Raw genomic sequence first — 23,975 nt, 5'->3', positions numbered from 1 at the left:
TTTTCTTATTTTAAAAATACCGTGGACTTGATACACTGTACCTTTTAGGACGAAATAAAATACCTATCGAAATTTCATGCGAGCCACCCTGTGCATCCGCCAGCTCATTCAGATTCAGATCATATGCATACCCGATCCTGTAGTTGTCAGAAACATAAAATTCGACAAGCGCACTGGCCGCATTTTTTGCTTCCAGACCCGTTGACAGGTTTTTACGCCATACCGGCAATGCGGTACGATAGGAACCGCCTATCCAAAAAACACGATCTATTAGCAGCATGGCATTGAAATCTATATTTGTCGGACCTTTCAGGTCATCTTTGACCATGACGGACGGCTTGAGCTGCAACTGATCTGACAATGACAGCATACAACCGGTTGAAAGATAAAGGTGGGTTGTCTTCCGGATGTTTTCATAATTATATCCTTTCCATTTATAGTCAGCCGTAAGGTATTGGCTAAAGAGATCCAATGCCGATACACTGATAAAAAAGGAAGGGGAATGATAATAAATGCCAAAGCGGGCATCAGGAGTAAGGGCATTGACACCTCCACCCGGGAAGGTGGGGTCCTCCGCATCAAAGTACTGAAGACTTTCACCATCCAGGTGATATTGAGCCACGCCAACACCCAGACCGAAACTCAGGTGTTGTGTGCGATTCGCATTCAGCGGAATCTGATAGGAATAAGAGGCATAAAGAGAATATGCCTGTTGCGGCCCTGACATATCAGCCATTAACTGTACGCCCAGGCCCATTCCTGCCTTATCCTTATCCTGCCGTAACGGCCCATCAAATGAAACGCCGGCCGTTCGGGGGGCACCGGGTAACCCCGTCCATTGTTGCCTGTAGATCGTATTCAGGTACCACGCATTTTTATATCCTGCATATGCAGGATTTACACTGAGGCCATTGAAAATGTATTGACTGAACTGCACATTCTGCTGTGCAGTTGATTGCAATGCCCCTGTGAACAATAATAAAACTATCAGTGTACGCATGATCAGTTTCTTTTTAAGATGACCCATCCTTTATATTGTTTTACTCCATCACCTTCGTCTACATCCAGTTTGTAGTAGTATACGCCTTCGCTTAATCCAGCACCATCCCATTCATTGTGATATCCTTTTGACTGGAACACCATATCGCCCCAGCGGTTGAAAACGAACAGGGGAGCAGGTGGATATTTTTCCAGTCCTTTGATCACAAAGAAATCATTCTTGCCATCTCCGTTCGGACTCATGGCATTGGCAAAAGACAATATTGTTTTTCCCGGTGTTGTTTCGATGATAGTGCCTGGATCCCCACTGCAACCAGCTACTGCCGGGTCACAACCAGCCGTAGGTTTTGAGTTGGTGCCATCCGTAACGGTAGCGGTATTGGTAATGACAGGAATGCTGTCTAGATTATCAATCGTTTTTACAACCATAGATACTTCTGCTGTGTTACCTACAGGGATAGCAGGAATATTCCAGGCTACCGTATTATCGCTTTCACTATACGTGCCATTAGCAGTAGCGCTGATGTAGGTAGTATACTGAGGAACAGCATCCGTTATTTTGATATTTTCAATAGCAGTATTACCTGTATTTCTGATATAGATCTGGTAGGTCAGTTCTTCATCAGGCATTACTTTATCTTTTTTACTGGCAGGGGTAGCTACTTTCCAGGTGACCCAGTTTACCACAGTGTCTACAGAGATGTTCGTAGACGGACCCGGTGGCGGATTAGCAGCAGGATTATCATTGTCTCCCGGATCGGCAGGAATCGTTGGCTGATCTCCTTTGCCATTGCCATTGTCCACGGCAGCAGTATTGGTGATAAAGGTGGCGCCGGTCAGATCGGTAGTTACTTTTACCTTAAAGCTTCTCGTTACATCCGGAGCCCCCACAGCTATTTCCGGAATGGTCCAGACCAGTACATCATTAACGGGTTGAATATTTTCATCTGCACTGACAAAATCGGTATAGGCAGGAATCGTGTCCGTAATCTTTACATTGACGAGTTTAATACTCCCATTGTTGCGGATGTGAATGGTGTAAGTAACTTCATCACCGGTAGTCACACCGCCTTTGGGTCCGGTAGGTGTATAGGTGGCGCTTTTCCAGTTCAGGGATTGTTTGCCATTATCAACAGGGATTTCGGTGGATGGATCATTTGGATCCGGGTTCGTCATAGGTTCATTCGGGTTACCTGTGGTGGATGGCGTAGTCGGATGATCGCCTGAGCCATCGCCGTTGTCTACATACCCGGTGTTGGTAATGTACCCGGCATTCGTGAGGTCCTTTGCAACTTTTACTTTAAAACTTCTGGTCACATCAGCAGCGCCAACGGGAATATCAGTGATGGTCCAGGTTAGTTTACCATTCACGGGAGTAATGCCTTCGTCAGCACTTACAAATACGGTATATGCCGGTATCGTATCGGTGATGATCACATTGCTCAATGCAACATTCCCAATATTCCTGACGTGTATTGTATAGGTGATTTCATCATCTGTCTTAACCATGCCTCCTGAGCCTGTTCCGGTATAAGCAGCGCTTTTCCAGTTGAGAGATTTTTTTGCATTGTCTATCGGAATATCCACGGAGGGATCGTTAGGATCAGGATTGGATTTTGGATTATCATTATTGGAAGGATCCGGAGGTGCAGTAGGATGTTCGCCACTGCCATCACCATCATCTACACCAGCGGTATTCGTAATGCTGGTAGCACCTGTCAGATCATTCACAACACGCACCGTAAAACTTCTGATCACATCTGCGGCGCCTACTGGAATACCGGTAATCGTCCATGTCAGTTTTCCATTCACGGGAGTAATGCTTTCATCTGCACTAACAAATTCGGTATAGGCAGGAATGGCATCGGTAACGATCACATTCGTAAGGGCTACATGTCCTGTATTACGAACATGAATATGATAAATGATTTCATCACCGGGTTTGGCGATGCCTGTGAAGTCAGTACTTTTCCAGCTCACAGATTGTTTACCGCCATTATCAACGGGAACATCTGTCGATGGGTCGTTAGGGTCCGGATTGGATTGCGGCTCATTAGGATTTAACGGATCTGGTGGGGTAGTAGGATGATTGCCTGTACCATCGCCATTATCAACATTTCCGGTATTGGTAATATTGGTGACGCCAGTCAGATCGTTAGCCACAGTTACAGAAAAGTTTCGGGTGATGGTAGTGCCTACGGCGATAGCAGGAATAGTCCATGTAAGTTTGCCAACCCCATCAGGAGATATACTTTCATCCGCATTATTAAAAACAGTATGAGCAGGAACTGTATCCGTGATCTTAACATTATTCAACACCACATTTCCAGTGTTGCGCACATGAAGAGAATAAGTAATCACGTCACCAGCCATTACTGCAGTTCCTGTGTAGCTGGCTGACTTCCATTGTTGCGAAGCCATAAAATCATCGTCAGCGATGGTAACAGTGCCAACGCTGGTCCCTGTGGTGAGTGCAGGTACGCCTGTTCCAACAGAGAATCCTGTGATGGTGAGAATGACGGTTTCCGAACCTTCGATCAGGTTATCGTCTTTAACAGTTACAGCAATTGGAACATTGCTGGTACCTGCAGGAATATTTTTAGTGAGGGTGATAGTTGTATAATCTGTTCCATTAGTGGCGGTGCCGGTAATGGTGAATCTCACGAGCACAAAGCCTGTAGTATAAGTACCATTGGGCCAACCGATGGTGAAACTACCATCATTGCCGGTACCACCGGGTTCTTTACCGTTTGTGGCAGACTGAATACCGATAGGGATGTTAACATCGTCATCTTCAATATTTACAACAGCGGAAGAGCTGGCAGAAAAAGTCATTGTTCCTGAAGAGGAGAGGTTGACGGATTGCAGGGTCACCTGGACGGTTTCGGTGGGTTCAACGATGTTGTCGTCATTTACATGGACAGGGAGTGCTATGTTGTTAGTATTGGCAGGTAGAATGATTTCGCCTGTCATATTGGTGTTATTGTAGTCGAAGTTAGTCCCGGCACCTCCGGTGGCAGAGCTGGCGCCATCAATGGTATATTTCACCAGGATGTCTTCATTAAAAGTAAGCGTGCCCGGAAGGCTGATTTTAAATTCACCATTGCTGGCGTTTCCGCTGCCGAGTTCTTTTCCATCAGTTGTTTTGGTAATGGCCAGGCGGTTGTCGTTATCGATTAGTTTAGCGGTTAAGGTTCTTTGTGTACCGAGATAACTGATGCCGTCGGCATCAGTTGCGGATAGCAGACCGATTTCAATGCTTTCGTCTCCTTCGATCAGGAGGTCGTCATTGACGTCGATGATCAGTTGAGCTTCTGAAGAACCGGATTTGAGGATAATGGTACCTGAGAGGGTGGTGTAGTCTACGCCGTTGATGGCCGGATCTGATACGGTGGCATTGACGGAGTAGGTGATGGTGATATCGCTGGGTGCTGTTGTTCCGTTTAGCAGGTGGAAGGAGAGGATGCCGTTGGGGCCACCTTCTTCTGCTCTTACTAATTCATCCATGGCGATTACGTCTGCGCGTTGGGTAGGTTTGTACATCCAGCTGACAGAGAGGTGGCATAGGAATAATAATAGAAGGGTACGTTTCATTTTCCAGGGATTTAGTTGAATAAAGGGGATGTGTCATACATAAAAAGACGTCCTTATAATCTGTTATTGCGACAGCTGTTTCTATAGTGGACCAATAATATAGAATGATGTCGATAGTATATGCTAACGTAGCACCTATTCTAAAATGATCGGGTATAGTATTCTGTCCTTAGCATTTGTTATTGCGACAGCAGTTTCTATAGTGAACCAGTATAGAATGATGTCGATAGTTGTTGTTGGCGTGGCACCTATCTGTAATGATTCTGAATAGGAAGAGCCTGTATCTTTTTGAAATACCCCCAAAACTTTTTAACATTTTGGATTGACTTCAATTTTAGATACAGGCTCATAGGTTTTATCTGATAAGGATTAGTTTTTTAGTGTAAACTTTACCATTCGCACGGATAACACAATAGTGCAGGCCGGCGGGGAGGTTAATTGATCTGTATGTGAGTTTATGCACTTCACCTGCTTTTACATAATCGTTGAACAGGAGGCTTTCTCTGTTACCCTGCATATTATTGTAGATCTCTACTGATATTTTTCCATTTACAGGTGATTTGAATGTAATGGATAATTGATCAGTAAATGGATTTGGATATGCGTTGTATTCAAGCGAAGCGGCTGTTTGTTGCAAAGCAGCGGAAACAGTGTTCAAGGTGTATGTAGCGGTATTTTGGCAACCATTGGATTTGTCGGTCACCTGTAAAGTAAATATGCCACTGATATCTGGATTGCCTGATTGGTAGAGGACGGAGGCTGTTTGAGCGCCGTCGAGTATCAACCAGCTGTTATCGGAGGAGACTAATGACCATTGGTAGTTGGCATTAGAAACGCTTTGTGCACTCAGGAGGTCTACTGATAGCGGATCAGGATTTGTCGCTGGTGGCAGGATAACGGCAGTAGGCGGAGTGGTATTACTTATAACAGGTGTATTGGTGGTGGCTACGCAGCCGTTGTCCGGATTGGTCACTGACAGTGTATAAGTACCTGGTGTGGTTACAATGGCGGATGCGGTGGTGGCGACAAAGTTGTTCGGCCCTGTCCATCTGAAGGTAGTTCCGTTTGTGGAGGAGGTACCGGTGATGATCACGTTTGTTTTGAGACAGGTGAGAGGGCCGTCGTTGGATGCCTGGATGTTGGCTGGTGGCGTGATGTTTTGAGTGACCGGGGTGTTGGTGGTGGCGGTACATCCGTTTTGTGTGTTAGTGACCACTAGGGTATAGGTCCCTGCAGTTGTTACATTCGCCTGTGCTGTTGTAGCTGTGTAATTGGATGGGCCGCTCCATTTATAGGTTACATCGGATGATGTAGAAGAGCCTGTGATTTGTACGGTTGTTTTTGTACAGGTCAGTGGGCCATTGTTTGAAGCTTGTACGTTGGCAGCAGGGGAGATGTTTTGTTGTACAGTTACACTATCGGAAGTTGTACATCCATTCGCACCGCGAGCTGTTACATAGTACTTACCCGGTGTAGTGACTGCAATCGGGTTTGTGCCGGTGGTATAGCCATTCCATGTAATCGTGCCATTAGAAGAGGCAGTAAGATTTACAGAAGTAGTAGCACAAGTTAAAGTAGCAGGAGTTGTAATTGCTAATGTCGGCTTGGTGATGTCCTGGGCCACTGTCACACTATCGGAAGTTGTACATCCATTCGCACCGCGAGCTGTTACATAGTACTTACCCGGTGTAGTGACTGCAATCGGGTTTGTGCCGGCGGTATAGCCATTCCATGTAATCGTGCCATTAGAAGAGGCAGTAAGATTTACAGAAGTGGTAGTACAAGTTAAAGGAGCAGGAGTTGTAATTGCTAATGTCGGCTTGGTGATGTCCTGGGCCACTGTCACACTATCGGAAGTTGTACATCCATTCGTTCCTTTAGCCGTTACATAGTATTTACCCGGAGCAGTTACTGCAATTGGGTTTGTGCCGGTGGTATAGCCATTCCATGTAATCGTGCCATTAGAAGAGGCAGTAAGATTTACAGAAGTGGTAGCACAAGTTAAAGGAGCAGGCGCCGTTACAGTCAAAGTCGGCTTGGTGATATCCTGAGTCACTGTCACACTATCTGTGGTTGAACATCCATTCGCACCTTTAGCCGTTACATAATATTTGCCCGGAGCAGTTACTGCAATTGGGTTTGTACCAGCGCTATACCCATTCCATGTAATCGTACCATTAGAAGAGGCAGTAAGATTTACAGAAGTGGTAGCACAAGTTAAAGGAGCAGGCGCCGTTAAAGTCAAAGTCGGCTTGGTGATATCCTGATTCACTGTCACACTATCTGTGATTGAACATCCATTCGCACCCTTTGCCGTTACATAGTATTTCCCCGGAGCAGTTACTGCAATTGGGTTTGTGCCAGCGGTATAGCCATTCCAAGTGATCGTACCGTTTGAAGTTGCAGTAAGATTTACAGAAGTGGTAGTACAAGTCAATGTAGCTGGTGCCGTTACAGTCAAAGTCGGCTTGGTGATATCCTGAGTCACCGTCACACTATCTGTAGTTGTACATCCATTCGTACCCTTTGCCGTTACATAGTACTTACCCGGACTAGTTACCGTAATCGGATTAACTCCCGCATTATACCCATTCCATGTAATCGTACCATTAGAAGAAGCAGTAAGATTTACAGAAGTGGTAGCGCAGGTTAAAGTAGCTGGCGCCGTTGCAGTCAAAGTCGGCTTGGTGATGTCCTGAGTCACTGTCACACTATCTGTGGTTGTACATCCATTCGTGCCGCGTGCTGTTACATAATACTTACCCGGAGCAGTTACTGCAATTGGGTTTGTGCCATCGGTATAGCCATTCCATGTAATCGTACCATTAGAATTCGCAGTAAGATTTACAGAAGTGGTAGCGCAAGTTAAAATTGCAGGTGCCGTTACCGTCAAAGTCGGCTTGGTGATGTCCTGAGTCACTGTCACACTATCAGTGGTTGTACATCCATTCGTGCCCTTTGCGGTTACATAATACTTACCCGGAGCAGTTACTGCAATTGGATTAACTCCCGCATTATACCCATTCCATGTATTCGTGCCGTTAGAACTCGCAGTAAGATTTGCAGAAATGGTAGCGCAAGTTAAAGTTGCAGGTGCTGTTACCGTCAAAGTCGGCTTGGTGATGTCCTGAGTCACTGTCAGACTATCTGTGGTTGTACATCCATTCGTGCCCTTTGCCGTTACATAGTATTTACCCGGAGCAGTTACTGCAATTGGGTTTGTCCCAGCGCTATACCCATTCCAGGTAATCGTGCCGTTAGAACTCGCAGTAAGATTTACAGAAGTGGTAGCGCAAGTTAAAGTTGCAGGTGCCGTTACCGTCAAAGCCGGCTTGGTGATATCCTGAGTCACAGTCAGACTATCTGTGGCTGTACATCCATTCGTACCCTTTGCAGTAACATAATATTTACCCGCAGTAGTTACTGTAATCGGATTAACTCCCGCATTATAGCCATTCCATGTAATCGTACCATTAGAAGAAGCAGTAATATTTACTGAAGTAGTAGCGCAAGTTAAAGTTGCTGGCGCAGTTACCGTCAAAGTCGGCTTGGTGATATCCTGAGTCACCGTCACACTATCTGTGGTTGAACATCCATTCGTGCCGCGCGCCGTTACATAATATTTACCCGGAGCAGTTACTGCAATTTGGTTTGTGCCAGCGCTATACCCATTCCATGTAATTGTGCCATTAGAAGAAGCAGTAAGATTTACAGAAGTGGTAGCGCAAGTTAATGTTGCTGGCGTAGTTACCGTCAAAGTTGGCTTGGTGATGTCCTGAGTCACTGTCACACTATCAGTGGTTGAACAGCCATTCGCAACCTTTGCTGTTACATAGTATTTACCCGGAGTAGTTACTGCAATAGGATTAACTCCCGCATTATAGCCATTCCATGTAATCGTGCCATTAGAAGAAGCCGTGAGATTGATGGATGTAGTAGCGCAAGTTAAAATTGCTGGCGCCGTTACCGCCAAAGTCGGCTTGGTGATATCCTGAATCACTGTCACACTATCTGTCTTTGAACATCCATTCGTGCCCTTTGCCGTTACATAGTATTTACCCGGAGCAGTTACTGCAATTGGGTTTGTGCCCGCATTATAGCCATTCCATGTAATCGTGCCGTTAGAAGAGGCAGTGAGATTGATGGATGTAGTAGCGCAACTTAAAGTCGCTGGTGCAGTTACCGCCAAAGTTGGCTTGGTGATATCCTGAGTCACTGTCACACTATCTGTGGTTGAACATCCATTCGTGCCTTTAGCTGTTACATAGTATTTACCCGGAGTAGTTACTGCAATTGAATTTGTGCCAGCATTATAGCCATTCCATGTAATCGTGCCATTAGAAGAGGCTGTGAGATTGATGGATGTAGTAGCGCAAGTTAAAGTAGCTGGCGCCGTTACCGTCAAAGTCGGCTTGGTGATTTCCTGAGCCACTGTTACACTATCTGTGGTTGTACATCCATTCGTTCCTTTAGCCGTTACATAATATTTACCAGGAGCAGTTACTGCAATTGAATTTGTGCCAGCACTATATCCATTCCATGTAATCGTACCATTAGAAGAAGCAGTAAGATTTACAGAAGTGGTAGCACAAGTTAAAGTAGCTGGTGCAGTAACCGTCAAAGTCGGCTTGGTGATATCCTGAGTCACTGTCAGACTATCAGTGGTTGTACATCCATTCGTGCCCTTTGCCGTTACATAGTATTTACCCGGAGCAGTTACTGCAATAGGGTTTGTCCCAGCGCTATATCCATTCCATGTAATCGTGCCATTAGAACTCGCTGTAAGATTTACAGAAGTAGTAGCGCAGGTTAAAGTTGCTGGTGTACTTACCGTTAAAGTCGGCTTGTTAATGTCCTGAGTCACCGTCACACTATCGGTGCTTGTACATCCATTCGTACCTTTAGCCGTTACATAATATTTACCCGGACTAGTTATCGTAATCGTATTAACTCCCGCATTATACCCATTCCATGTAATCGTACCATTAGAAGAGGCAGTAAGATTTACAGAAGTGGTAGCGCAAGTTAAAGTAGCTGGCGCCGTTACTGCCAAAGTCGGCTTGGTGATGTCCTGAGCCACCGTCACACTATCTGTGGTTGTACATCCATTCGTACCCTTTGCCGTTACATAGTACTTACCCGGACTAGTTACCGTAATCGGATTAACTCCCGCATTATAGCCATTCCATGTAATCGTGCCATTAGAACTCGCAGTAAGATTTACAGAAGTAGAAGCACAAGTCAATGTAGCTGGCGAAGTAACTGCCAAAGTCGGCTTGGTAATATCCTGAATCACTGTCACACTATCTGTCTTTGAACATCCATTCGTGCCTTTAGCCGTTACATAGTACTTACCCGGACTAGTTACCGTAATCGGATTAACTCCCGCATTATAGCCATTCCATGTAATCGTACCGTTAGAAGTCGCAGTAAGATTTACAGAAGTGGTAGCGCAAGTTAAAGTAGCAGGCGCCGTTACCGTCAAAGTCGGCTTGGTAATATCCTGAATCACTGTCACACTATCTGTCTTTGAACATCCATTCGTGCCTTTAGCCGTTACATAGTACTTACCCGGACTAGTTACCGTAATCGGATTAACTCCCGCATTATAGCCATTCCATGTAATCGTACCGTTAGAAGTCGCAGTAAGATTTACAGAAGTGGTAGCGCAAGTTAAAGTAGCAGGCGCCGTTACCGTCAAAGTCGGCTTGGTGATGTCCTGAGTCACCGTCACACTATCTGTGGTTGTACATCCATTCGTGCCCTTTGCCGTTACATAGTATTTACCCGGAGCAGTTACTGCAATTGGGTTTGTGCCAGCACTATATCCATTCCATGTAATCGTACCATTAGAAGAGGCAGTGAGATTGATGGATGTGGTAGCGCAAGTTAAAGTAGCTGGCGCCGTTACCGTCAAAGTCGGCTTGGTGATGTCCTGAGTCACCGTCACACTATCTGTGGTTGTACATCCATTCGTGCCCTTTGCCGTTACATAGTATTTACCCGGAGCAGTTACTGCAATTGGGTTTGTGCCAGCGCTATATCCATTCCATGTAATCGTACCATTAGAAGAGGCAGTGAGATTGATGGATGTAGTAGCGCAAGTTAAAGTCGTTGGGGCCGTTACAGTCAAAGTCGGCTTGGTGATGTCCTGAGTCACTGTCACACTATCTGTCTTTGAACATCCATTCGTTCCTTTAGCCGTTACATAGTATTTACCCGGAGCAGTTACTGTGATTGGGTTTGTTCCAGCGATATATCCATTCCATGTAATCGTACCATTAGTAGTCGCAGTAAGATTTACAGAAGTGGTAGCGCAGGTTAAAGTAGCTGGGGCCGTTACCGTCAAAGTCGGCTTGGTGATGTCCTGAGTCACCGTCACACTATCTGTGGTTGTACATCCATTCGTGCCCTTTGCCGTTACATAGTATTTACCCGGAGCAGTTACTGCAATTGGGTTTGTGCCAGCGCTATATCCATTCCATGTAATCGTACCATTAGAAGAGGCAGTGAGATTGATGGATGTCGTAGCACAACTTAAAGTCGCTGGTGCAGTTACCGCCAAAGTCGGCTTGGTAATATCCTGAATCACTGTCACACTATCTGTCTTTGAACATCCATTCGTGCCTTTAGCCGTTACATAGTACTTACCCGGACTAGTTACCGTAATTGGATTAACTGCCGCATTATATCCATTCCATGTAATCGTGGCATTAGAAGTCGCAGTAAGATTTACAGAAGTGGTAGCGCAAGTTAAAGTCGCTGGCGCCGTTACTGCCAAAGTCGGCTTGGTGATGTCCTGAGCCACCGTCACACTATCTGTGGTTGTACATCCATTCGTACCCTTTGCCGTTACATAGTATTTACCCGGAGCAGTTACTGCAATTGGGTTTGTGCCAGCGCTATATCCATTCCATGTAATCGTACCATTAGAAGAGGCAGTGAGATTGATGGATGTAGTAGCGCAAGTTAAAGTCGCTGGCGCCGTTACTGCCAAAGTCGGCTTGGTGATGTCCTGAGCCACCGTCACACTATCTGTGGTTGTACATCCATTCGTACCCTTTGCCGTTACATAGTATTTACCCGGAGCAGTTACTGCAATTGGGTTTGTGCCAGCGCTATATCCATTCCATGTAATCGTACCATTAGAAGAGGCAGTGAGATTGATGGATGTGGTAGCGCAAGTTAAAGTCGCTGGCGCCGTTACTGCCAAAGTCGGCTTGGTGATGTCCTGAGTCACCGTCACACTATCGGTGCTTGTACATCCATTCGTGCCTTTTGCCGTTACATAGTATTTGCCCGGACTAGTTACTGTAATCGAATTAACTCCCGCACTATACCCATTCCATGTAATCGTACCATTAGAAGAGGCAGTAAGATTTACAGAAGTGGTAGCACAAGTTAAAGTCGCTGGTGCCGTTACCGCCAAAGTCGGCTTGGTGATGTCCTGAGTCACCGTCACACTATCCTTACTTGAACATCCATTTGCCCCCTGTGCAGTAACATAATATTTACCCGCTGCAGTCACCGCAATCGGATTAACTCCCGCTGTATACCCCGTCCAGGTAATCGTACCACTTGAAGTCGCAGTAAGATTTATTGAAGTAGTAGCACAATTCAATGTTGCTGGCGCACTCACCACCAACCCCGGCTTACTAACATTCTGCCTTACCGTCACCGTATCCTTCCCCACACATCCCGTCGATGCATTCGTCACCGTTAAAATATAATCCCCCGCTACACTCACCGTAGGATTCTGCAATGAAGAAGTATACCCATTCGGCCCATCCCATTTATACGTCACACCCGTCGTAGAAGAACTACCCGTCAAAACTACCGAAGTCTTGATACAAGTCAGCGAATCCGCCATCGTCGCCACTGCCGTAGGATAACTCATCGTACTCGCCCCCGTCAGACTCACATTATCAAAGAAATACCGCTCCGTAGGATCCGAATTCCTCGCCCTTATTATCACCTGTAAAGTACTCCCACTCACCCCCGCAGCAGTTACCGTTACCGAAGCCGTCCCTGTCGTCGTATTCCCTATCCCCGCATAATCCTCATACACCAACACCTCTGCACCACCATTCAGTTTATAATACACCCTCATATAATCATCCGTCTCAAACGCATCATTCACACTCGCCGTCTCACTCCTGAGCAATGCTGAAATAACCACATTCGTCTTCCCCGAAATATCCACCACCCCTGATGACCATGTAGTTTCTCCCGCTCCCGTATAAGACACCTTGTATTCATTATTCTGCACCGATGTCGTCCCCGTTCCTGTACTAACTATCGTCCATGCCGTACTCCCATTATCCGAAGTCGTCCCATTCGCCAATGTAAAATCCTCCAGCCAGAACACCGTCGGCGTTGTAGAAGAAGATGCCACCACCACAGACTTTGATGTACTACAACCATTCGCCGGATTTGTAACACTCACCGTATATGTCCCTGCCACACTCACTGTAGGCTGCTGCAGTGATGACGTAAACCCTCCCGGCCCTGTCCATGCATAGACAACATTCGCCACCGTTGATGAAGCAGATATCACCACACTCGACATACAACCTATCACCGCACCCATCGCATCCAGGTCCGGCGCTACTTTATTCTCTGTAACCGTAGCCGTTGCTGATACTGTACAACCAGACGGCAATGTCCCTGTCACAGTATACACCCCTGCCGCCGTTACAGTTGGATTCTGTAGCGTAGATGTAAAACCGTTCGGCCCCGTCCATGCATAGGATGAAACCGTACCACTTGCCGTTACCGTGATCTGTGCATTACTACTACAGGTAACCGGTCCGCTAACCGCTGTAGTCAATGTCACTGCAGGATCTATAGCTGCGATCTTCACATTGTCGAAATAATAAAATTCATCTGTCCCCGTAGCCCTTGCCCTTACTACAATCTGCAAGGTATTGCCCGTAGGTATTGACACTGAAAAAGTAGTATTCGTTGTACTATGATTATTGATAGCCGATGTCTTCTCATAAAACAACACCTCGCTACCGCCATTCAATTTGTAATAGAATCTTAAATAATCTGCATACTCTCCCGTATCATTCATCACCGCTCCTGTCGATACTGAACTTCGCACTGCCCCTGAAACAGTCACACTGGTTTTCCCCGTCATCGCTATACTCCCTGAAGTCCACACACCTTCTCCTGTCGTACCTATACCACTAATTTTAAATTCATTATTATTCACAGAAAACACACTCCCCGAAGGCGAAGTTACCGTCCATGCCGTCGTTCCATTATCTGAATTCGTTCCGTTTGATAATGTAAAGTTCTCCTCCCAGGTAGTAGTTGCCGCATTGCCCGCTGTGACCTGTACCGTCTGCGAAGTCGTACACCCATTTGCAGGATTGGTAACTTTCACCGTATAACTACCCGCTACACTTACTGTAGGTTTTTGAGAAGAAGATGTAAATCCATTCGGCCCTGTCCATGCATATGTCGCATTGGCCACTGCGGATGATGCTGATAATGTTACACTGGTCGCACATGCCAGCGAACCTCCCGTAGCACTAAGATCCGGTGCCACCTTATTTTCTGTCACCACTACAGTAGCCGTTCCTGTACCTGCACTACTGGTACCTGTTACTGTATAAGTACCTGCTGTACTCACGGTAGGATTCTGTGAAGTAGAGGTAAAACTATTTGGCCCTGTCCAGTTATAAGTGGTGCCGCTTGCTGAAGATGTTGCTGCAAGCGTAAGAGAAGGAGCGGAACAGTTGAGCACACCATTATTCCCGGCGGTAGCTGTCACTGTAATTCCCGTACCAGCACAAGGGCCTTTTTCTTTAAATACCCGATACTGTTCAATATAATATTTAGAAGTCTGCGAGCCTCCATTGTTGTAATTATAAATTCTCACAACTAATTGTACAGTACTTCCATTGAGTACTGCGGAGGTAAAATCCAATGTTCCGAAATTACCCGTTCGCTGGTCCAGCAATGTCTCTGCACCTCCATTAATTTTGTAATAGACCTTTACATATTCAGTGCTATTTAAATCGCCCTCGGCAGTGACCTTCACGGCTACCTGCCAGTCTGTATACCCTGCCGTAGAAAAGACCTTCGAATACCATACGCCTTCCCCTCCAAGTTCCTCTGCATGTAAACGATTCGATTTGACGGCAAAATAACCGGTGCTGAGTACTTTTGATGCATCCAGGTACCATCCGGTGGCTGAGTTGTCGACGGTCGTTCCATTTGCCCCCGAAAAGGTCCCGCTTATAATAGGACATTCAGGCGTCGCAAAAAGTGGAGTGCCCGCCAATAATAAAATGACGGAAAGGAAAAGCATAAAATGCTTTTGCATTAAGGATTGATGAGATTTCACAGGTGTGTGTATTTTAAGGGATATAGGAAATTGAATCTAAGAGCACATTAATTCTATAGCTACATTTTGTAATATTAGATAATATCTTTACAATGAGTGTCAATAAAAAAGCAGATGTTACTTTAATTAGTAGTGTGGATGGAAAATTATGCTGAGTATACCAGCGGTAAGTGTAAGAGTATGATATGATTAATGGGATGAGTAACAAGTAATGAGTAAATGACAGATATTACTGAGTATATTCACGCAGTTATTTAATCCTATATTGAATTATATGTTTGAAATGAGACACCTGATTTTGATCCCCTTATTATTAGTCACTTTCTCTGCCACTGCTCAGAAAGTAGCCGAACCTCCAACCCATAACAATCCTGAGTGGAGTAAACCTTACGAACCCTTTCAGATTGCCGGGAACCTTTATTATGTAGGCACCTACGACCTGGCCTGTTACCTGATTGTAACCCCCCGGGGTAATATATTGATTAACACCGGTCTGGCTGCCTCAGCCCCAATGATCAAAGCAAATATTGAATCGCTGGGATTCAAACTGTCCGACACGAAGATCCTTTTAAATACACAGGCCCATTATGACCATATGGGCGCCATGGCCGCCATAAAGAAATCTACCGGTGCCAGATTGATGATTGATGCCGCAGATGCCCCGGTAGTGGCTGACGGTGGGTATTCTGATTATTTACAAGGGGGTAGTGTCAGCCTTTTCGCGCCTGTAAAGGTGGATCGTATCTTACAGAATGGAGATACGATCGAGCTGGGAGGTATGAAACTAGTCATGTTGCACCACCCCGGTCATACAAAAGGATCCTGTAGTTTCCTGTTCGATGTAAAAGATGCTACACGTTCTTATAAGGTCCTTATCGCTAACATCCCCACTGTTATCATCGACAACAAATTTTCAGCCATCTCCAGTTACCCGGATATGGCCAAAGATTACGCGTATACTTTAAATGCGATGAAGAACTTACAATTCGACATCTGGGTCGCCTCACATGCCGGTCAGTTTGACCTGCAAGGTAAGCATAAGCCCGGCAGCGGTTATAATCCTTCCGCTTTCATAGATAGAAAAGGATACGACGAGGAACTTAAATATTGCGAGGAGCAGTACCTGGAAAAATTGAAATAAGGTGCAGGGATAAAAAGAGCGTGTATCATAATAAGATACACACTCTTTTTTATCAGATACCTGGTAGATCCGCTTTGTTAAAACGGTATTTCTACATTTGTTGAATCCCACTGATCAGAAATCGTAATATCCACATCCACACTATCCTTCCGGCTGTACAAATACCCTGTAAGAATCGTCTTCTTATTTCGATAACACCTTACATTATGTATCACCTTATACTGCGAATTTGTAGTTCATTTATTCATAATCCCCCCTCTTTTAAATATTACGCCATACTCACTTCTTCAACCACTTTACTATACACCTTTAAGCCCGCTACCCATGTTTCTATCACTTCAATATTCCGCATATTCATAAATGGGTTTTTCATCGTCAGCGGATCCTGTTGTAATACTACAAAGTCTGCAAAATTACCCACCTTCAGGGACCCTGTCCACTGCTCTGCATAACACTGCCATGCTGCATCATAGGTGATCGCTTTCAATGCCTGTTCACGAGAAATATTTTCCGCCACATTTAGCACACCAGCTGCAGGATCAGCCTCCATTATCCGCGTGACAGACTGTTCCATCATTCTCAATGGCCCCAGCGGACTTACCGAGTTATCACTATGCAGTGTGATCCGCATGCCTTGCTGCAGTGCACTCTTACAAAGATCCAGCATATTTGATTTTTCTCCGAAGATCGCATTCTTAAAAGCATATCCCCAATAGCCTACGTGGCCAATCAGGAAACTCGGAGACACCTGCAGATTTTTCATGTCTTCAAGATTCTCCTGAGTGGTCAACGAGCAATGTTCTATCCTGTGTCGTACACCTGCGGATGGATCAAGAACAAATTCCTTAAATGCCTCAATAGCGAAATTGACAGCACGGTCACCATTTGCATGGATCATAACAGGCCATTTTTTATCCTTGATAATATATCCCATCAGATCTCTGAAATATAGTGGCGGATTTATCGGCTTTTCATCATATTTGTCTGCAAAATTATACACGCCATAGTTGTTGGCCGGCTTACATAAATAAGGGTCAGACTGATAGCCTGTCAATCCCTGGTTTGAACCGTCAGAGATCACCTTCACATGACTATAGTAAATGTCTGTGTACTCACCGGGAATATTGAATGTGCCTAAATTTTGCGCATCCTCTAATGTGTCACAAACCGTAGCCGCACCAATGTGAACTGTCGGTGCAAATACTTTTAAATAAGCATCCAGTATAGATTTTTGACCACCTGTCATTCCTGCATCATGCATAAAGGTGACACCCCTGGAATTGGCGGTCTCAAAGATTTGTTTTAAGTAAATAAATGACTTCAGGAAGAAGTCTGCTTTCTGAATCAGGGGAATTGCTTTTAATGCAGGATTCATTTGCGCTGCTTCCTGCAACTGGCCCCTTGTTTTACTTTTGTATTCGTTGAATGAATGATATTCCTTCAATAATTCCAGGTTGTCCGGGAAATTCCAGATTAAAGTAAGCGCTGGCGTATTTACATACAAGGTGTGCATAGATGCACTGATGATACATACAGGAGCATCTGTGGTAATACTGTCTAACAGGTCGATGTCTATTGTTAATAACTCTGTATTGTTATTTAACAATGGCATCAATGCCGGATCAAGGTTTGCACCCAGGAACCAAAGAGTCTTGTCTATGTTACTTAATCTCTTTGCTTCCTTCGCGATAATAGTGCCTACTGACTTTATGTTATAATCCGCTTTCAACACCTGTCCGTCAAATGCGCCCAGATCTGTCCAGCCCATTAACATCGCCGTGGGTACAAGGTGGATATGGGGTTCTATCAGACCGGGCAGTAAGGTGTTACCTTTTTCCAACTCTCTGGTAGTATAGCCGGGAAAGTTTGCCTGCATAAAGGCCGTTACTTCTGCCTCGGAACCTGTCGCTACTACAACGCCATTTGCGAAACCAATGGCTTCTACTGTGTCAACAGCTCCGTTGACCATGGGACGTATTGTTCCGCCAGTGACCATGAAAGGTTCAGTTTGCTCTTTTCTTTCAGTGATCCTTTGTTGAGGGAGCTGTTCGAAATTTTCAGGGGTAAAGAGCTCATCCTTTAGGAGTTTCAAAACGGGATTGCTGCATGCACAATGAGTGCATTCATGGTGGTGGTGTTCCATATGATCTGAGGGTTTGGTTATTTTCTGCAAAAGCACATGGAATATAACAACAAACCTTTATTATTGTTTAAAGTATATTACAGCACTGCCACCTTCCACCTTTACAGTAAGTGTATCACCTACGGGAATCGTTCTTTTACTGAATAACTCCTTAAAAGTGCCGCCTTTCAATACCGGCACACGATACACCTGGTTCTGAGGGCCGTAGTTAAATAAGGCTATATATTTATTATCCTTTATAAACACATTGTTCCCATCTACCGGGCGGAAACTCTTCCCGTTTTTTGTAATAGCCAGCAATTCTTTGTCCTGTAATAGTCGTAATGCAACTTTCTTCCAGGGCCCATCAGCAGCATAATCATCACCGGTTACAAGGGAGCCTGTCACCAGTGCCGATGCTAAACGGGCTTTATTCGCATTGAAAGATGCATCTTTAAACACTACATGATCTGCATCCATATAAGGATACATCTTCGATTGCCACCAGCCATAAGCTGTACTGTTCAATGTATATTCCGTATGCGCTATTGAGTTGAAGGCATCACATGCTATCCTTCGCATATGTACATAAGGGAAGGTAGCAATGTTGGGAGAAATAGCTGCGTACAACAATATATGCTTCCCCGCCATACTATCAATCAGTTCCATCCCTTTGCGGAAAGCCTGCATACCTGTAGTTACACCAGTATCATAAAAATGATCTCCTTCAATCGCCCCATGTGATAGAAAATCTATCTTCACCATTTCATATCCCATATCTTTAAATAGCTGCATAAAATGAATGATCCGCTGCCGGGTTGCAGGATGCGTGGGGTCCATAGCGCGACCGCCGTCTGTATCTGCATACTTTCCATCCTGCGTTGTCCAGGTGTCTTTGTAACGGTAAGTACTGCCTTCTACCTGCCGGTCATATTTTCCCCAGTCCACAAAAGGTGCCCAGTAAATGCCCGGTTTAAAGCCTTTCTCCCTGCAATATGAAGCGAACATTTTTAACTGCTCGGGCGTCATATTATCCCAGTAAGAGTCAAGGTCAATGTATAGGGTATTGTCAGCAGTACGGTACCCTGTGCAGGAATCATGGAAGAAATCAACCACACCTTTCGCTTTGGCAAAATCTATTTTCGTCTGCATCACTCCCCAGCTATTCCAGCATATAGGTGTAGCGGCTTTCCATGCGGCTACGTAACGAGGAGTTTTATTCGCAGCAGCATAAGTCTCCATGGCATTTCGCCAGTCTTTATTATACCCGATAAATATCGGTGCTGAATGGCAATAACCATCTACAGGGTGTACAGAACCATGGGCTTTCTGGTCGTGGGTACGAAGAGAATCAGTATACCCACAAAATACTTTCAACGCATTGTTATGTACCTGAATCCCCGTTTTCCATACGTCCTGTTCCAGAGATCCAATCACAATTCCACTATGCTCATTATAAATCGCTGTGACTTCACTGCCTGTAAAGTCGGCCTGCTCAATGGACGGGGCATCATATCTGAACCACATATCATTGTCAAAAGGAACATTCAGCATGCGGCCGGAAGTATTGATTTTGGGAGTGTTCAAGGGAGACAGGTAGTTACATGCCATGCCTGCTATCTGTATAGCAATAATACAGTAATCTTTGCCCGGATAAGTATAAAACAATTGCTGCAGCGGACCACTGTTGACAGTATACACAGTAGCTGTGCCGGATTTTTTTATTACATACCCGCGTTTTACGGCTGTGCGGGAATCAATATCTTGCGCTATCGCATACACATTTTCAAAAGTGGACTGTCCATCCAGGATCACTGTATATGTGCCTGCTTCCAGGTTGTAAACGATTTTATTATTCTTTCCAAAGGGTATGTTTAACTGGGCATGAGCTGCAAATTGCAAAAGGAGAAAAAATGTAATAATGTACTTCATGATTAATCCTGGTATTTAAGCGCCCTGTAACCTAATTCTGCACCACCGCTTACATGCATGACATGACCTGTAATAAACCTGGCTTTTTCTGAAGCCAGAAATACACACGCATCCGCAATCACATCGCCCTCAGGACAATAGCCCAGCGGATGAATCGCATTCATATATGCGTCAATTCCCTGGCCATTGTTCTGGTACTTACCCCATTCGCGTAACATGGGTGTCCATACACCAGCAGGTGCCACCGCATTTACACGAATTTGATAAGGTGCATAATCCAGCGCCATAGACTTTGTAAGTGCATTCACAGCTCCTTTTGTCGCAGTATAGGCAGCGTGATTTTCCTGTCCTATTTCACCTACCAGGCTACTCGTATTGATAATGCATCCCTTACTGTTTTTTAATGCATCAATACCATATCGTGTAGTTAAGAAAATACTCTTCAGGTTAATGTTCATCAGGTCATCCCATTCTTTTTCCGCCGTTTCATGCAATGGTTTGGAGGGGTGAGCAATCGCGGCATTGTTATGGATCACATCGATCCTGCCATATTTCTCCAATGTCAGAGCAATCATCTGTTGTACATCAGCCGTCTGTGAAATATCTGCATAGATATTGTAATGTTTATCACCCAGGGTATTGATAGCGGTGGTCAGTGTAGTAGCATCGTTCGATACCAATACGACTACAGCACCTGCTTCCGCGTATTTTAATGCACATTCAAATCCGATACCTGTGGATCCTCCTGTTAGCAAAATTATTTTACCGGTCAAAAGTTGCATGTCTCGTTATTTAAAGATTGAATATAGGATCGCCATTACCAGTAATAACAGGACAGATAAGATTTTATAACTGCCTTTATCCTTCAACGGTTCTAATGGCGATTTCCAGTATAATGTGGCACTTACAGCGGTATGCTGCATAGGATATACAAAAGAAAATGAAACCTGTATAATACAACAGATGATGAACAGGTAAAACGCCATCATCATAAATGGAATTTGTGCAAATGAAGTAGCCGGGTAGAATTTATTAATTGTATAAACAAAGGCTCCCAGCAAAGATCCTATCAGTAGTGTAAGCTGTGCCGCCCTGGCAGAAGCCCTTGACCAGAAGATGCCCAGCAAAAATACACAGGTAATAGGAGGGGCGATATGCGAAATAATATCATTTACCCCATTGAAAATGCTATTATAGCTATTGAGTAGGGGAAGCATACAAATGGATAATAATAGAGCAATGCCTGCCGATATACGCCCCATTCTCACCAATTGCTGATCGCTTGCGGATGGTTTAAATCTTTTGTACAGATCAAAACTCACCAGCGTAGATATAGAATTCAGTGCCCCTGATACCTGGCTCATCAACCCGGATAATAATGCAGCGACAATAATACCAGCCAATCCTGAAGGTACCAGTTGTGTGATCATCACTGTGTAAATACCTTTGCTATCTGCAGGTGCAATCAGCAAACCTTTCTGTGCCAATGTGCTGGCAAATAACCCGGGCAGAATAAAAATAAAAACAGGCAGTATTTTGATAAAGCCACAAAACAATGGGCCGAGTCTTGCATGGGATTCATTTTTTGCTCCCAATATGCGCTGCACGATGGTTTGATCCGCACACCAGTACCATATACCAATCACCGGGTAGCCAAGAAACACCCCATACCAGGGCAGGTTTCCGCCACTCCGCAGCATAGACAACTTATCCAGCTGTCCATGTTCCTGTAGTACATCCGTCATAGCATGCCATCCGCCCATTTTTTGAAAACAGGCGATGGTAATGATCACTGCACCTGATACCAGTACTACTGTCTGAATACTCTCTGTGACCACGACAGCTCTCAGGCCACCGATAATGGTATAGACGGCGGTAATGCAGGCAATCACCGTTACGCTGGTGTACATGTTGATACCAAACAAGGTTTCCAGTACGATACCACCTGTGAGCAGGGAAAACGCAATGTGGATAGTGATGGCAGATATGATAGAGATCAACGTGAGCCAGTCCCTGCATGCACGGTTATAACGTTTTTCCAAAAAATCGGGTAGTGTACTGATCCCGCTAAGGATATAAAATGGAGCAAAAAATAGTGCCAGCAGTATTAAGGTAAATGCTGCCATCCATTCAAAGTTGCCACTTAGTAACCCATCGTCATAGCCACTTTGCGCCAGACTCACCAAATGAAGACAGGATATGTTTGTGGCAAATAATGCGAGGCCGATCATTGGCCAGCGCAGGGTTTTGCCTGCGAGGAAGTAGTCCTTTGGGTCTTTGTCTTTTTTTAGACCGGCCCATAGGCCGATTGTTACGATGGCTACGATGTATAGAATAACGACGATGATCATACAATTTGTTTAAGGTCACAGCTGGTGGCTATAATTCCTGCGGTGGTCAGAATAATAACGGTATTCATACAATTTGTTTAGGTCACAGCTTGTGGCTACAATTTCTGCGGTAGTCAGAATAGTAACGGTATTCATACAATTTGTTTAGTTCACAGCTTGTGGCTACAATCCCTGCGGTGGTCAGAATAATAACGGTATCCATGCAATTTGTTTAGTTCACAGCTGGTGGCTACAATCTCTGCGGTGGTCAGAATGACTATATCTGTTTAAGATCACAACTGCTACCAGGCTCCTGTGGTGTAAGATAGTATCCTTCCCTTATTTGTACCGGGTGTGTAAAATGTTGTTGCAGGTGCGGAATATGTTCCAAAAACAGCGCCTCATGCCCCAGTGAAATATGATTGAATAGCACCAGATGCTGATGTAGTTGCCCCATATCACCCACATGCGGTACTACCGGAATACCATACTTCCGGCTTAACAGGCTCACTGTAATAAACTCACTTACACCACCTACTCTCACCGCATCCACCTGTAAAAACCCTAAGCATTTAGCCTGTAAATAGTTTTTAAAAATTACCCGATTTGGTACATGTTCTCCTCCTGCCAGTTTTGTAGGAGCAATGGCTTTAGCGAGTTGTTGATGTGCGATCACATCATCAGGATGTGTAGGTTCTTCTATCCAGTAAGGGCGCATTTGTTGTAACCTTCCGCATATATTCAGTGCCTGTGGCAAGGTCCATTGCTGGTTTGCATCCAGCATGATCTTTACATCATCGCCCGTCACTTCTCTGATAAGATTTGCCCGTCGGATATCCCGCTCTGCATCCGCAGATCCAACTTTGAGTTTCATGGCGCTAAATCCTTCTGCAACGGCTTTTTTCGCATTTTCCTTTATTTGTGCATCCGGGTAGTTGAACCAGCCGATAGAGGTGTCATAACCTGGATAACCAGTAGCCGTGATCTTTTCGCGTGTCAGATCTCTGTTGGCTGTGATCAATGCAATCGCCTGCTTTGCAGTTAATTCATCTTCAATATAGGAGAGGTCCAGTGTATTTACTATTGCTTCGGGAGAAAGATCGATCAATAATTTCCATAGAGGAACACCTCGTTTTTTGGCCCACAGATCATAACAGGCATTGGTCACAGAAGCAAGGCCCAAATGAACAACACCCTTATGTGGGCCCAGCCAGCGAAACTGTTGTTCATTAGATAACCCGCGAAATATTTCTCCGAAGTTCGCCATTACGTCTTCAATATCTCTGCCTTTTAATCGGGATGCATAAAAATCGGCTGCCTTGCAAACCAGGTCATTGCCTTCTCCCAATGTAAATGCCAATCCTGTACCTGTATGGCCGCTGTCATCTTTTAATAAAGTAACGGCGTAAGAATAAACAGGGTCACGATGTATAGCATCACTGCCAGCTCCATGTCCGAGTGGATAGCGTACGTCTTTTGTCAATGTCTGTTGTATCATGA

The 23,975-nt window shown here is 44.9% G+C and carries 9 protein-coding genes; 1 reads left to right on the top strand and 8 read right to left on the bottom strand.

All coding sequences use genetic code 11. The annotated features are described in order from the left end of the window. Positions 1–10: 10 nt before the first annotated feature. From SIO70_RS26215 to SIO70_RS26205, 3 genes are all read right to left on the bottom strand, one after another. Positions 11–1,027, bottom strand: coding sequence for a type IX secretion system membrane protein PorP/SprF (locus SIO70_RS26215; RefSeq protein ID WP_320575789.1), 1,017 nt, complete (start codon positions 1,025–1,027; stop codon positions 11–13). Beyond that, complete coding sequence (locus SIO70_RS26210; RefSeq protein ID WP_320575787.1) at positions 1,003–4,593, bottom strand: gliding motility-associated C-terminal domain-containing protein; 3,591 nt, start codon at positions 4,591–4,593, stop codon at positions 1,003–1,005. The genes SIO70_RS26215 and SIO70_RS26210 overlap by 25 nt, the downstream gene beginning before the upstream one ends. Before the next feature lie 355 nt (positions 4,594–4,948). Continuing rightward, positions 4,949–14,929, bottom strand: a complete 9,981-nt coding sequence (locus tag SIO70_RS26205) for a T9SS type A sorting domain-containing protein (protein WP_320575785.1) — start codon at positions 14,927–14,929, stop codon at positions 4,949–4,951. 304 nt (positions 14,930–15,233) lie between these two features. Here SIO70_RS26205 and bla point away from each other — a divergent pair, with 304 nt between their 5' ends. Then, positions 15,234–16,091 (top strand): subclass B3 metallo-beta-lactamase, encoded by an 858-nt coding sequence (gene bla / locus SIO70_RS26200; RefSeq protein ID WP_320575784.1) that lies wholly within the window; start codon positions 15,234–15,236, stop codon positions 16,089–16,091. Positions 16,092–16,359: 268 nt separating this feature from the next. On the opposite strand, the gene SIO70_RS26195 is transcribed toward bla, so the two are convergent. From SIO70_RS26195 to SIO70_RS26175, 5 genes are all read right to left on the bottom strand, one after another. Beyond that, positions 16,360–18,183, bottom strand: a complete 1,824-nt coding sequence (locus tag SIO70_RS26195) for an amidohydrolase (RefSeq protein WP_320575782.1) — start codon at positions 18,181–18,183, stop codon at positions 16,360–16,362. Between the two features lie 111 nt (positions 18,184–18,294). Beyond that, positions 18,295–20,145, bottom strand: a complete 1,851-nt coding sequence (locus tag SIO70_RS26190) for a hypothetical protein (protein WP_320575780.1) — start codon at positions 20,143–20,145, stop codon at positions 18,295–18,297. 2 nt (positions 20,146–20,147) lie between these two features. Continuing rightward, entirely contained in the window at positions 20,148–20,927 is a 780-nt protein-coding gene (locus tag SIO70_RS26185; protein ID WP_320575778.1) for an SDR family oxidoreductase, read from the bottom strand. 6 nt (positions 20,928–20,933) lie between these two features. Next, positions 20,934–22,496, bottom strand: coding sequence for a sodium:solute symporter (locus SIO70_RS26180; protein WP_320575776.1), 1,563 nt, complete (start codon positions 22,494–22,496; stop codon positions 20,934–20,936). 256 nt (positions 22,497–22,752) lie between these two features. Then, positions 22,753–23,973, bottom strand: coding sequence for an enolase C-terminal domain-like protein (locus SIO70_RS26175; RefSeq protein WP_320575774.1), 1,221 nt, complete (start codon positions 23,971–23,973; stop codon positions 22,753–22,755). Positions 23,974–23,975 lie beyond the last annotated feature (2 nt).

Origin of the sequence: Chitinophaga sancti, assembly GCF_034087045.1 — a bacterium.
Lineage (GTDB): Bacteria > Bacteroidota > Bacteroidia > Chitinophagales > Chitinophagaceae > Chitinophaga > Chitinophaga sancti_B.
Note: the sequence above shows the minus strand (reverse complement) of the source record. Positions and strands in the feature narration are given on the sequence as shown.